The 12,581-nt window shown below is 59.8% G+C and carries 12 protein-coding genes; 11 read left to right on the top strand and 1 reads right to left on the bottom strand.

Annotated features, from left to right (window positions below):
- Nucleotides 1–70 precede the first annotated feature (70 nt).
- The 8 genes from rpsF to GJA_RS16670 all read left to right on the top strand — a co-directional run bounded on the left by rpsF (nt 71) and on the right by GJA_RS16670 (nt 5,723).
- Complete coding sequence (rpsF, locus tag GJA_RS16705; RefSeq protein WP_038494310.1) at nt 71–457, top strand: 30S ribosomal protein S6; 387 nt, start codon at nt 71–73, stop codon at nt 455–457.
- Nucleotides 458–477: 20 nt separating this feature from the next.
- On the top strand, nt 478–777 hold the full coding sequence (gene priB / locus GJA_RS16700; RefSeq protein ID WP_038494307.1) for a primosomal replication protein N: 300 nt from the start codon (nt 478–480) through the stop codon (nt 775–777).
- 26 nt (nt 778–803) lie between these two features.
- A complete protein-coding gene (gene rpsR / locus GJA_RS16695) occupies nt 804–1,094 on the top strand; it encodes a 30S ribosomal protein S18 (RefSeq protein WP_010400024.1) in 291 nt (96 codons plus the stop codon).
- 27 nt (nt 1,095–1,121) lie between these two features.
- Complete coding sequence (rplI, locus tag GJA_RS16690) at nt 1,122–1,574, top strand: 50S ribosomal protein L9 (RefSeq protein ID WP_038494304.1); 453 nt, start codon at nt 1,122–1,124, stop codon at nt 1,572–1,574.
- A gap of 118 nt (nt 1,575–1,692) precedes the next feature.
- On the top strand, nt 1,693–3,078 hold the full coding sequence (locus GJA_RS16685; RefSeq protein ID WP_038494301.1) for a replicative DNA helicase: 1,386 nt from the start codon (nt 1,693–1,695) through the stop codon (nt 3,076–3,078).
- Between the two features lie 115 nt (nt 3,079–3,193).
- Entirely contained in the window at nt 3,194–3,820 is a 627-nt protein-coding gene (locus tag GJA_RS16680; RefSeq protein ID WP_038494298.1) for a DUF47 domain-containing protein, read from the top strand.
- Between the two features lie 47 nt (nt 3,821–3,867).
- Nucleotides 3,868–4,881 (top strand): inorganic phosphate transporter, encoded by a 1,014-nt coding sequence (locus GJA_RS16675; RefSeq protein WP_038494295.1) that lies wholly within the window; start codon nt 3,868–3,870, stop codon nt 4,879–4,881.
- A 287-nt stretch (nt 4,882–5,168) separates the two neighbouring features.
- A complete protein-coding gene (locus GJA_RS16670; RefSeq protein WP_038494292.1) occupies nt 5,169–5,723 on the top strand; it encodes a GNAT family N-acetyltransferase in 555 nt (184 codons plus the stop codon).
- 12 nt (nt 5,724–5,735) lie between these two features.
- Here the strand turns inward: GJA_RS16670 and GJA_RS16665 are convergent, their stop codons facing one another.
- On the bottom strand, nt 5,736–6,626 hold the full coding sequence (locus GJA_RS16665) for an MBL fold metallo-hydrolase (protein WP_038494289.1): 891 nt from the start codon (nt 6,624–6,626) through the stop codon (nt 5,736–5,738).
- A 177-nt stretch (nt 6,627–6,803) separates the two neighbouring features.
- Between GJA_RS16665 and GJA_RS16660 the strand changes: the two genes are divergently transcribed.
- The 3 genes from GJA_RS16660 (at nt 6,804) to GJA_RS16650 (ending at nt 12,565) form a co-directional block, all read left to right on the top strand.
- Nucleotides 6,804–8,426 (top strand): HD domain-containing phosphohydrolase, encoded by a 1,623-nt coding sequence (locus tag GJA_RS16660; protein ID WP_038494286.1) that lies wholly within the window; start codon nt 6,804–6,806, stop codon nt 8,424–8,426.
- Nucleotides 8,423–10,690 carry a CHASE2 domain-containing protein gene (locus GJA_RS16655; RefSeq protein ID WP_422567915.1) on the top strand — a complete coding sequence of 756 codons (2,268 nt, stop codon included), beginning with the start codon at nt 8,423–8,425 and terminating at the stop codon, nt 10,688–10,690. The genes GJA_RS16660 and GJA_RS16655 overlap by 4 nt, the downstream gene beginning before the upstream one ends.
- A 240-nt stretch (nt 10,691–10,930) precedes the next feature.
- Nucleotides 10,931–12,565 (top strand): ShlB/FhaC/HecB family hemolysin secretion/activation protein, encoded by a 1,635-nt coding sequence (locus GJA_RS16650; protein WP_038494283.1) that lies wholly within the window; start codon nt 10,931–10,933, stop codon nt 12,563–12,565.
- Nucleotides 12,566–12,581: the final 16 nt, after the last annotated feature.

Genomic DNA, 12,581 nt, shown 5'->3' with positions numbered 1-12,581 from the left:
GGCTTACCTCTTCCCACACTCGTCTTGACGCCGAGGTGGGCGATTATCAATCCGTCCTTAAGGAGTTTGCATGCGTCATTATGAAATAGTATTTATCGTCCATCCGGACCAGAGCGAGCAAGTGCCCGCGATGATCGAACGTTACAAAGCCAGCGTAACCACCCGCGGCGGTTCGGTTCACCGTGTTGAAGATTGGGGCCGTCGTCAAATGGCTTACTCGATCCAGAAACTGGCAAAAGCACACTACATCTGCCTGAACATCGAATGCGACAACGAAACCCTGGTTGAGTTGGAAACAGCATTCAAATTCAATGATGCCGTGTTGCGTCACCTGACCGTGAAAATGAAGAAAGCTGAAACAGCTCCTTCGCCGATGATGAAATCGGTTCAACGCGAAGACGCGGCTAAAAGCCATCGTACCGAAGCACCTGCAGCCGCTCCAGCCGTCGCCGCTTAATTTTTGACCGGGAATCCGCACTGAACCAGCTACAAGTCGTCGCCATCATTGCCGAGCGCGAGATATTGCGCTACACCCCGGCAGGTTTGCCGATTGTGAATGCAGTATTGCAGCACAGTTCGCAACAGATGGAGGCAGGCATCGCCCGCTTGACCGAGTTTGAGATTGCCGCGCTGGCCGCTGGCGAAATTTCAGGCAGGTTCAACCAGGCGCCACTGGGTGGTCTGTATCAGTTCACAGGATTTCTGGCTAGAAAAAGCCGCAACAGTAAAAGCCTGGTGTTTCACATCATTGATTTTAGTGCAGTCAATTCAGACTAGCGCATTTATATATACAGGAGCCTCACATGGCATTCGGTAAAAAGTTCGACAAAAACAAGCTCAAGCTTAAAGAAAAGCGCAAACAGCAAAATCCGCTGTTCAAACGTAAAAAATTCTGCCGCTTCACCGCAGCACACGTAGAACAAGTCGACTACAAAGACGTCGACACCCTGAAAGATTTCGTCCAGGAAAACGGCAAAATCATGCCAGCACGCCTGACCGGTACCAAAGCGCACTACCAGCGCCAAGTTGACACCGCCATCAAGCGCGCACGCTTCCTCGCGTTGCTGCCGTACACCGATCTGCACCACGCTTAATCGGTCAGATATTCCTGGAGAAGAACTATGCAAATCATTCTGTTAGAAAAAGTCGTTAACGTCGGCAACCTGGGCGAAGTCGTCAAAGTCAAAGACGGTTACGCACGTAACTTCCTGATCCCGCAACGCCTGGCACGTCGTGCCACGGCCAGCGCCGTGGCTGAATTCGAAGTCAAACGCGCTGAATTGGAAAAAGCTGCTGCCGTTAAACTGGCCGCTTCCCAAGCCCAAGGCGAAAAACTGAACGGTCTGACCGTTCAAGTTGCTCAAAAAGCTGGCGTCGATGGCCGTCTGTTCGGTTCCGTCACCAACTTCGACATCGCTGAAGCGTTGACCAAGCAAGGTTTTGCTGTTGAAAAAGCACAAATCCGCATGCCTGCCGGTCCGTTGAAAGTGGTTGGCGAGCACGCTGTTTCGGTTGCTCTGCACACCGACGTCGTGGTGGAAGTCACTATCGCTGTCGTAGGCGACAACGCGTAATGTCTGGCGGGCCGTCAGGTTCGCTTGATGCTGCCGTACTCATGAAAAAGCCGGGTTTTCCCGGCTTTTTTATCGCCATTTTTTTTGCCCAGACGCCGAAGCAGGTATAATTCGCGCCATGAACGCCCCCTCAGATCCACAACTAGATTCCCTCCGTATTCCGCCGCATTCGATCGAAGCAGAACAATCCGTCCTGGGCGGCTTGCTGCGCGATAATGCAGCGTGGGATCGCATTGCCGACTTCATGCATGCGGAGGATTTCTATCGTTACGACCACCGCATCATCTTCGAGCAAATCGTCAAGATGATCAACGGCTCCAAGCCGGCCGACGTGATCACCGTCTTTGAAACCCTGACCCAGCTCGGCAAGGCCGAGGAAGTCGGCGGCCTGGCGTACCTGAACGCGATGGCGCAAAACACGCCGTCGGCGGCGAATATCCGGCGCTACGCCGAAATCGTCCGCGACCGCGGCGTGCTGCGCAAGCTGATCACCGTGGCCGACGATATTTCCGGCACCGCGTTCAGCCCGCAAGGCAAGGAAGTCAAGCAAATGCTGGACGAGGCGGAATCGAAGATTTTCGCCATTGCCGAAGAGGGCGCCCGCGGCGCCCAGGGCTGGACCGCGATCCAGCCGCTGCTGACCCAGGTGGTCGAGCGGATCGACGAACTGTACAGCCGCGACAACCAGAGTGAAATCACCGGCGTGCCGACCGGCTTCATCGACCTCGACCGGATGACGTCGGGCTTGCAGCCGGGCGACCTGGTGATCGTCGCCGGCCGTCCATCGATGGGCAAGACGGCGTTTTCGGTCAACATCGGCGAAAACGTCGCGATCGACAGCGGCTTGCCGGTCGCCGTGTTCTCGATGGAGATGGGCGGCGCCCAGCTGGCGATGCGTATGCTCGGTTCGGTCGGCCAGCTCGACCAGCACCGCCTGCGCACCGGCCGCCTGAACGACGAAGACTGGCCGCGCCTGACCAACGCGATCCAGAAGATGAACGACGCCCAGCTGTACATCGACGAAACGCCGGCGCTGAACTCGATCGAGCTGCGGGCCCGCTCGCGCCGCCTGTCGCGCCAGTGCGGCAAGCTGGGCCTGATCATCGTCGATTACTTGCAACTGATGTCGGCCAATACTCCCGGCGATAACCGCGCCACCGAGATTTCGGAAATTTCACGCGGCTTGAAGGGGCTGGCCAAGGAACTGGGGTGCCCGGTGATCGCGCTGTCGCAGCTGAACCGCTCGCTGGAGCAACGGCCGAACAAACGTCCGGTGATGTCCGACTTGCGCGAATCCGGCGCTATCGAACAAGATGCCGACGTGATCCTGTTCATTTACCGTGATGAAGTTTACAATCCCGACTCGCCCGATAAGGGCACTGCCGAAATCATTATCGGCAAGCAACGTAACGGACCGATCGGCAGCATCCGCCTCACTTTCATGGGGCAATACACCAAATTTGGCAATTACAGTGGCGGCCTGGCGCTGTACCAAGGCGATTAATTCAAATTAGTTACCCTGGAATGCCATTGCCGCGCGCGCGGACATCCCGTCCGGGATGGCGCGTGGGCGGCTTTCTGCAGTAAATAACACGACGTAGTGATTAACGGAGAATGACATGTTTGGACGCTTGATGCCCACCGAGGGCAAGTTTTTTGAATTGTTTAACCAGCACGCTGAATTATGCGTCAAGGGCGCCAAGGAAATGCTTGGCTTGATGACCAATTTCGACGATTTGGAAAACCGCGTGCATGCGATCGAAAGCATCGAAAAGCAGGCTGACAAGATCACCTACGCCACCGTCGACATGCTGCACAAGACCTTCATCACGCCGATCGACCGCGACGACATCCATCAATTGATCACCCGCATGGACGACATCCTGGACTTGATGGAAGACGCGGCGCAAACCGTGTCGCTGTACGACTTGAAGGCCGTCACGCCGGAAGCCAAGCGGCTGGCCGAACTGGTGCTGGCCTGTACCGAGAAAGTGCGCGACGCCGTGGCCATGCTGCACAATATGGACAACTCGCGCAAGATCGTCGCTGTCTGCGAAGAAATCGACCGCCTGGAATCGGACGCCGACCATGTGATGCGCGCCGCCATGTCGAAACTGTTCCGCGATGAACCGGACGTGCGCAACCTGATCAAGCTGAAGGCGATCTATGAAATTCTGGAAACCGTCACCGACCGTTGCGAAGACGTAGCCAACATCATCGAAGGCATCATCGTCGAAAACGCGTAAGCGTCGCGCGCCTGTCCTGAAACGCCAGAATCAGAAAAGAAAAATCCATGCACACCCTACAAATCAGCATCTACGCTCTTGGCCTGTTGGTCCTCCTCGCGCTGCTGTTTGACTTCATGAACGGCTTCCACGACGCCGCCAACGCGATTGCGACGGTGGTGTCGACCGGCGTGCTGAAACCGCAAACCGCGGTCGCGATGGCCGCCACGTTCAATTTTGTCGCCATTTTCGTGTTTCACCAGCTGACCGTCGCCGCGACGGTCGGCAAAGGCACCATCGATCCGGCGGTAGTGGATCAGTACGTCATCTTCGGCGCCCTGATGGGCGCCATCTTCTGGAACCTGTTTACGTGGTACTACGGGATTCCATCGTCGTCGTCGCACGCCCTGATCGGCGGCCTGGTCGGCGCCGCGGTGGCCAAGTCCGGCACCGGCGCGCTGGTGTCCGCCGGCTTGTGGAAAACCGTGCTGTTCATCGTCGTCTCGCCATTGCTGGGCTTCATCTTCGGCTCCCTCATCATGCTGCTGGTATCGTGGATCTTTGTCCGTTCGACGCCGCGCCGGGTCGACAAATGGTTCCGCCGCCTGCAATTGCTGTCGGCCGCGGCATACAGCCTGGGCCACGGCGGCAACGACGCGCAAAAGACCATCGGCATCATCTGGATGCTGCTGATCGCGGCCGGTTATTCGAGCGCCAGCGACACCATTCCGCCGCTGTGGGTCATCATCGCCTGCTACACCGCGATCAGCTTCGGCACCTTGTTCGGCGGCTGGCGCATCGTCAAGACCATGGGCCAGAAGATCACCAAACTGAAACCGGTCGGCGGCTTCTGCGCCGAAAGCGGCGGCGCGATCACGCTGTTCGTCTCGACCGCGCTGGGCATCCCGGTATCGACCACCCACACCATCACCGGCGCGATCGTCGGCGTCGGTTCGGCGCAAAAGATGTCGGCGGTGCGCTGGGGCGTGGCCGGCAACATCGTGTGGGCCTGGATCTTCACCATTCCGGCGTCGGCATTTGTCGCCGCCGTGGCGTGGTGGCTGGGCCATCACATCATGTAATGGACTGGTCAAGTCGTTAAAAAGGGAGCTTCGGCTCCCTTTTTTTGCGTTATACCGCTACGTTTGGACTGTATCGCTGCACACTAAAAAAACATAGTGCTAAATTTTCTTATTGTTTTACGTTCGATACAGCAATCAATAATCGCGCCGACATGTTGACCGAGCTTGAGCCGGAAATTCAGGAGGCGACAAAACGCATGTACCAGCGTTTGCATGCTCCATCGTGAAGTGCCATACTGCAACTAAATACTTTAAAATAAACTTTTCATAAAGGCCAGCAGAGTCGCATGCCTTACTTCAAGACCCTGAGCACTGCCCGCCTGACCTTGCGGCCGCCGCGCCATGGCGATGAAGAGTCGCTGTTCCGGCTGCACTCGGATGCGCAGGTGATGCGCTATTTCAGCGAGCCGCCGTGGACCGATCCAGCCCGCGCCGCGCGCCAGGTCGAGGACGATGTCGGCGCTTTCGGGCGCGAGGAATATTTGCGCTTTTGCATCGTCCTGAACGGCACGCAACAAATGATCGGCAATTGCACCCTGTTCGCGCTGCACCGGCAAAACCGCCGCGGCGAAATCGGCTATGCGCTCGATCGCGCGTGCTGGGGCCAGGGATACATGCACGAGGCGCTCGACGCGTTGCTGGAGTATGCCTTCGTCGAGCGCGACCTGCACCGGCTCGAAGCGGATGTCGACCCGCGCAACAGCGGCTCGGCGCATTGCTTGCAGCGGCTCGGTTTCAGCGCCGAAGGCTTGCTGCGCGAACGCTGGATCGTCGGTGGTCAAGTCAGCGATTCGGCGCTGTACGGTTTGCTGCGCCGCGACTGGCAGGCGCGGCGCGGCTGATTTTGCCTGGGTTCAGCCCAGTTCGACCGAGCATCCCTCATACGCCAAAAACACTTGCAAGCCGTTTAAGCGGCCGGCGTAGCGCTGCATCACGTCGGCGAACACGGCTTCCAGCTGATCGTCGCCGCGGGTCGGTTCGTGGTGCGTGCAATACAGGGCCTTGGCGCCGCAGCGCAACGCCAGTTCGAGCGACGCGTCGAAGGTGCCGTGGCCCCAGCCTTGCTTGGCCGGATATTCTTCGCGCGTGTACGAGCAATCCATGACCAGCGCATCGACGCCGCGCAGCAGCGCGTCCAGCGCGGCCAGGCGGCGCTGGTTGTCGGCCTCGCAGGCATCGTGTTGCGGATGGCCGGGCGGATGCGGGTTATAAAACGGTTCGTGGTCGCCGCTGAAAAACATCGAACTGCCGTGGCAATCGATGCGGTAGCCGAGATTGGTCACCGGATGGTTCATTTCGACATTGCGGATCAGCGCGTCGGCCAGTTCCACCGTTTCGCCGATGGCCAGGTTACGGTAGGCGATGCTGGCCGCCATGGCCGTTTCGCTGACCGGGAAATAGCTGTTTTGCAGTTGCACCGCCATCACATGCTCGATGCCCTTGCCGTTGCTGCCGTCGCGCGCGCCGTACAGGCGCACTTGCGTACCAGGCACGAACAGCGGGCCGAACATCGGCAAGCCATGGATGTGATCCCAATGGCTGTGGGTAATAAAAATGTGGGCGTCAACCGGCTGGCCGGCTGGTAGTTGTTGTGCCAGTGCAAAGATGCCGCTGCCGGCGTCGAGAATGATCAGTGTGTCATTGTTGGTGCGCACTTCGATGCAGGTGGTATTGCCGCCATAACGTGCGGTCAGCGGGCCGGGCGAGGGGATGGAGCCTCGCACGCCCCGGAACGTGAATTTCATTGAAAAAACCTTGTTACAGTGTAATGATTGTTGATTCTATTCTAATTATTGTGTGCGCGTAACATTAATCACGCTGCGATTTTACAAACACGGTGTTCTGTTGCAAGAAAGCAATGTGAATATCGTATAGCGAACGGTACACTAGCGGTTTTCCTTTTTTCACAGATTGTGTCCGCCATGTCCGAGCTGCACCCTGAGCAAATCGCCCAGAGATTAGACCAGCTCACCGAGCTCAGTGTTGCATTGGGCGACGGTGTCGGCGACGGGCAATCCGATATCTCGCCGTTGCTGGAACGCATAGTCATGGTCGCCAAAAACATGACCGGCGCCGATGGCGGTACCTTGTACCGTCCCAGCGACGATGGCCAGAGCCTGAATTTCCATATTTCCGTCAATGATAGCCTAGGCATCCGCCAAGGCGTGTTAATTGGCGTGCCGGGCGTGCCGCTGTTCGATGCCGGCGGCGCCCAAAACCTGTCGTCGGTGGCCGCGTATGCCGCCAATCTGCGCCGCTCGGTGAATATCGCCGATGTGTACCAGACCGAGGAATTCAACTTTTCCGGCATGCGCGCCTTCGACCGGCATTACGGTTATCACTCGCAATCGTTCCTGACGGTGCCGATGACCGACCACGAAGGTGATTTGATTGGAGTGTTGCAATTAGTCAACGCCAAGGATACCGCGACCGGCGCGGTGCGCGCTTTTTCGACCACCGACCAGCGCTTTATCGAGGCGCTGGCGGCGCAGGCCGGCGTGGCGCTGACCAATAAGCTGTTGATCTTGCAACTTGAAAAATTGCTGGAATCGCTGGTCGCGCTGATCAATATCGGCATCGATGAAAAGTCGCCGTACACCGGCCGCCACTGCGAATTCGTGCCGGAATTGACGATGATGCTGGCCGACGCGGTGCACCAGACCGATACCGGGCCGCTGGCCGGTTTCCGTCTCAGCGAAGGCGAGCGCAAGCAATTGTGGCTGGCCGGCTTGCTGCACGATTGCGGCAAGATCACCACGCCGGTGCACGTGGTCGACAAGGCGACCAAGCTGGAAACCATTTTCGACCGCATCCATCTGGTCGATACGCGTTTTGAAGTGTTGCTGCGCGACGCAGAAATCGCCGCGCTGCGGCGTCAGGCCGCCGCGCCGGCCTTGCGCGACGATATCGAACGCGCATTGCAGCAGGAATTGGCCGAGTTGCGCGCCGACCGAGAGTTCTTGCGCCACGCCAATATCGGCAGCGAAGGCATGCCGCCGCGCGAGCAGGCGCGGGTGCGCAAGATCGCGTTGCGGCGCTGGACCGGGCCGGATGGCGTGCAGCGCAATTTCCTCGACGCCAATGAAGTGGAAAACCTGACCATCCGCTTCGGCACGCTGACCGATGCCGAGCGCAAGATCATCAACAACCATATCCAGGTGTCGATCCGCATGCTCGATACCTTGCCATGGCCCAAGCATTTGCAAAAAGTGCCGGAGTACGCCGGCGGCCACCATGAACGGATGGATGGCAAGGGCTATCCGCGCGGCTTGACCCGCGAGCAAATGTCGGTGCCGGCGCGGCTGATGGCGATCGCCGATATTTTCGAGGCGCTGACGGCGCCCGACCGGCCCTACAAAAGGGGCAAGTCGCTGTCGGAGTCCTTGCGCATCCTCGGCCAGTTCAGCCTGAACGGCCATATCGATCCCGACTTGTTCGATGTGTTTATTCGCAGCAAGGTGTACCAGCGCTTTGCTGAAAAGCATATGGACCCGCGCCAGATCGATGCCGTCGATGAGACGGTCATCCCCGGATACCGGCCGTGATCGCGCTGCTGGCCGGCAAGCTGAAAAAATACGGCGCACGCTGGCTGGCCGGCCTGCTGCTGACCGGATTGGCGGCGGCCGGCAGCATCGGTTTTTTTGACAGCAATACCATCGACCGGCTCGACGCCTTGCTGGGCGACTTGCGCATGCGCGCCGAGCCGGCCGTGCTCGACCGGCGCATCGTGATCGTCGATATCGATGAAAAAAGCCTGACCCGCATCGGCCGGTTTCCGTGGAGCCGCGACATCCAGGCGCAACTGGTGAGCCAGCTGACGCAACACTACGGCGTGGCGGCGCTGGGCTTCGATATTTCCTTTCCAGAAGCCGACACCAGTTCCGGCTATGCGGTGCTGGAAAAACTGGGGCGGCATGAACTGGCCGGCGTGCCGGGTTTTCATGCACAGCTGGAAAAACTCAAGCCGGGCATGGATTACGACGGCTTGCTGGCGCAAGCGATGCGCGGCCAGCCGGTGGTGCTCGGCTTTAGTGTGTCGGACCAGCAAAGGAAGGGCGTGCTGCCGGCGCCGGCGTTTACCGTCGACAGTTTGAACGGGCGCGACATCACGGCGTTTTCGGCGCGCGGTTACGAAGCCAATATCGCGCAACTGCAACATGCCGCGCGCGGCGCCGGTATTTTTACCGCGCTGACCGATAGCGATGGCGTGGTGCGCTCCTCGACGCTGCTGCAGCGCATAGGCGGCGCCTATTACCCATCGCTGTCGCTGGCCACCGCCGCCGTGTACCTGGAGGCGCGCGCGATCGCACCGCATTTCACGCAAAGCGCCGACAACATGTCGGCCGGCGAACTGGCCAACGGCGGCCTCGACCGGCTGGTGATGCTGATGCCGTCAGGCCAGCGTATCATCCCGGTCGGCGAAGCGCTGACCACCACCGTGCAATACCGCGGCGGCGGCGGGCCGGCCGGCGGCGCGTTCGCCTATGTGTCGGCGGCCGATGTGTTGCTGGGCAGCGTGCCGCCAGCGTTGCTGAAGGATGTGATCGTGCTGGTCGGCACCAGCGCGCCCGGCTTGAACGACTTGCGCGCGACCCCGGTCAACGCCGAATATCCCGGTGTCGAAGTGCACGCCAACCTGATCAAGTCGATCCTCGACGGCCGTTTCAAATCGCGCCCGGATTATGCGCTGGCGATCGAATTCGGCCAGGTGCTGCTGGCCGGGCTGGTGCTGGCCGGCGCGCTGGCGGTGCTGTCTCCGGCCTGGTCCATGCTGCTGGCGCTGGCCGCGCTGGGCGCCGCGCTGGGCTTCAACCTGTATTTGTACCGGGTGCAGGACATGCTGATCAACAGCGCGATCGTGCTGTTGCTGATCGGTGCGCTGTTTATTTTTAATGTGGCCTGGGGTTATTTTTTCGAAGTGCGCAAGGGCCGCGCGCTGGTGTCGCGCTTTGGCGAATACGTGGCGCCGGAACTGGTGGCCGAAATGGCGGAAAACCCGCAGCGCTACAATATGGATGGCGAAAGCCGCGAACTGAGCGTGCTGTTCGCCGACGTGCGCGGTTTCACGACGATTTCCGAAGGCTTGACGCCGCAGCAATTGCGCGAATACATCAACCTGTACCTGACGGCGATGTCGGAAGATATCCGCGACAGCCACCAGGGCACGCTCGACAAATACATCGGCGACGCGGTGATGGCGTTCTGGGGCGCGCCGGTGGCCTTTGCCGACCACGCCCGGCGCGCGGTGGCCAGCGCCTTGCTGATGCAGCACAGCGCGGCGCGCCTGAACCGCGACTTTATCGCGCGCGGCTGGCCGGCGCTGCAGATCGGCATCGGCATCAACAGCGGCTTGATGCATGTCGGCGACATGGGGTCGCGCATCCGCCGCGCCTATACCGTGATGGGCGACGCGGTCAACCTGGGCGCGCGGCTGGAAGGCGTCACCAAGGCCTATGGCGTCGGGATTGTCGTCAGCGCCGCGACCCGCTTTGCCGCGCCGCAATTTGTGTACCGCGAACTGGATCTGGTGCGGGTCAAGGGCAAGCAGGAGCCGGTGGCGATTTTCGAGCCGCTCGGCTTGCCGGAGCAAGTCGATGCCGCCGTGCTGCAACGGCTGGAGCGCTGGTCGCGCGCGCTGGCATTGCTGCGCGTGCGCGAGTGGGCCGGCGCGGCGCAACTGGTCGAACAATTACTGCGCGAAGCGCCGCAAGATGCGCTATATCGGCTGTACGCGGTGCGCCTGTCGAGCTACCTGGAGCGGCAACCGCCGGCCGACTGGGATGGCGTGACTATTTTTGATAGCAAATAAGCTTGGCAAATATCACTCCGGCATGGTTGCGGATAAGGTATCGATGTTGTGAAAAAGGCTGCTTTTTCAGTGACTTGGACGCGGATTGGCAGTGTCATGGGGAAAATTTGGGCCCAAACAGTAGAAAGTTCTGACTGGAAACGAAAACCCGTCTAAACTTTGCATTCAACCAATTGATGAGCACAACGGTCTTGCGCCTGGCCAGCGTCGTGCCCATGCAACCACAAGAAATCTTCACACATGAATTATCGTTTGGTGCACCTGCTTGCGGGGTCGGCGCTTTTGTTTGTCGCAGGCGCCGCCTGCGCAACCGCCCCAGCCCCTGCAGGGCAAGATCAGACTAGCGCGACGCTCAATGCTGACGCGGCTGATACTGCAATTCCTCATTTTGACATCGAGCGTTTCGATGTCAAAGGCAATACCTTGTTGGCGCCACAATTGCTGACCATGCTGCTGGCGCCGTTTACCGGAAAACGGCGCAACTTCGGCGATATCCAGCATGCCGTCGAAGCGCTGGAAAATGCTTACCGCGAACGCGGCTACACGGTGGTGCAAGTCACGTTGCCGGAACAGGAGCTGGAACGGGGTGTGGTGCAATTGAATGTGGTGGAAACCGCGATCGGCCGCATCGCCGTCAGCGGCAACCAGCATGCCGATGACGCCAATGTGCTGCGCGCGCTGCCGTCGCTGCGCGAGGGCGCGTCGCCGAATTTGCCGGCGCTGGCGAAAAGCCTGAAGCTGGCCAATGAAAATCCGGCCCGCAAGATCGAGGTCAAGCTGGCCGGCAGCGAAGTCGAAGGCCAGCTCGACGCCAGCGTGTCGGTGGCCGACGAAAACCCGTGGAAAACCATGCTGAACCTGGACAATACCGGTAATCAGCAAACCGGCAAGACGCATGCCGGTGTGGTGTTGCAGAACGCGAATCTGTGGGGCCGCGATCATATCGCCAGCCTGCAATACACGACCTCGCTGGAAAAACCGGACAAGGTCAGTATCTACGGTCTCGGCTACCACGTGCCGCTGTATGCGCTGGGCGATTCGCTGGACCTGTTCGCCAGTTATTCGAATGTCGATTCGGGCACCGTCACGGCTGGTATTTTCGACCTGGCGGTCAGCGGCCGCGGCACCATGGCGGGGCTGCGTTACAACCAGAATTTCGCGAAGACCGAAAGCTACGAACCGAAGCTGGTGTATGGCATCGATTACAAGGCGTACCAGAATAGCGTGCAATTGTTTGGTTTTGAATTGGGCGGCGACGTCACGGTGCATCCGCTCAGCGTTGCTTATATCGGCGCATGGACCCGCGACAATGGCGAAGCGAGCCTGGCGCTGACCTTGTCGCGCAATATTCCGGGCGGCCGCCACGGCACCCAGGCCGATTTCGACCTGGCGCGCGTCGGCGCCAAGGCCGGCTACAGCACCGCGCGCGTCAGCGCCAACTGGGGCCAGGTCTGGGCCGGCGACTGGCAGGCGCGTGGCATCTTCAATGCCCAGTACACGCCGGATGCGCTGGTGCCCGGCGAACAGTTCGGCGCCGGCGGCGCGGCGTCGGTGCGCGGTTTCGACGAACGCGCAGTGTCCGCCGATTCCGGCGCCAGCCTGAACCTGGAACTGTACACACCGAACTGGTGCGGCAAGACCGCCGCATATCAATGCCGCGCGCTGGCGTTTTACGACAGCGCCTGGCTGAGCCGTAATCACACCTTGCCCGGCGAATCGCAAGGCAATGCGATCGGCAGCTTCGGCATCGGCAGCCGCGTGCTGCTGAGCCGCTACGCCAATCTGCAAGTCGATTACGCCCACGTCCTCAATCCCGGCGACACCGGCCGGAACAACGCCAACCGCCTGCATGTCAGGCTGGCTTTGTCGTATTAGTATCTGTATCCGGAAT

The organism is Janthinobacterium agaricidamnosum NBRC 102515 = DSM 9628, from assembly GCF_000723165.1.
Classification (GTDB): domain Bacteria; phylum Pseudomonadota; class Gammaproteobacteria; order Burkholderiales; family Burkholderiaceae_D; genus Janthinobacterium; species Janthinobacterium agaricidamnosum.
Note: the sequence above shows the minus strand (reverse complement) of the source record. Positions and strands in the feature narration are given on the sequence as shown.

Coding starts and splice junctions, on each gene's coding strand:
- rpsF (WP_038494310.1), top strand. CDS start 71: ATGCGTCATTATGAAATAGTATTTATCGTCCATCCGGACCAGAGCGAG.
- GJA_RS16680 (WP_038494298.1), top strand. CDS start 3,194: ATGTTTGGACGCTTGATGCCCACCGAGGGCAAGTTTTTTGAATTGTTT.
- GJA_RS16670 (WP_038494292.1), top strand. CDS start 5,169: ATGCCTTACTTCAAGACCCTGAGCACTGCCCGCCTGACCTTGCGGCCG.
- GJA_RS16665 (WP_038494289.1), bottom strand. CDS start 6,626: ATGAAATTCACGTTCCGGGGCGTGCGAGGCTCCATCCCCTCGCCCGGC.
- GJA_RS16675 (WP_038494295.1), top strand. CDS start 3,868: ATGCACACCCTACAAATCAGCATCTACGCTCTTGGCCTGTTGGTCCTC.
- GJA_RS16650 (WP_038494283.1), top strand. CDS start 10,931: ATGAATTATCGTTTGGTGCACCTGCTTGCGGGGTCGGCGCTTTTGTTT.
- rpsR (WP_010400024.1), top strand. CDS start 804: ATGGCATTCGGTAAAAAGTTCGACAAAAACAAGCTCAAGCTTAAAGAA.
- GJA_RS16685 (WP_038494301.1), top strand. CDS start 1,693: ATGAACGCCCCCTCAGATCCACAACTAGATTCCCTCCGTATTCCGCCG.
- rplI (WP_038494304.1), top strand. CDS start 1,122: ATGCAAATCATTCTGTTAGAAAAAGTCGTTAACGTCGGCAACCTGGGC.
- GJA_RS16660 (WP_038494286.1), top strand. CDS start 6,804: ATGTCCGAGCTGCACCCTGAGCAAATCGCCCAGAGATTAGACCAGCTC.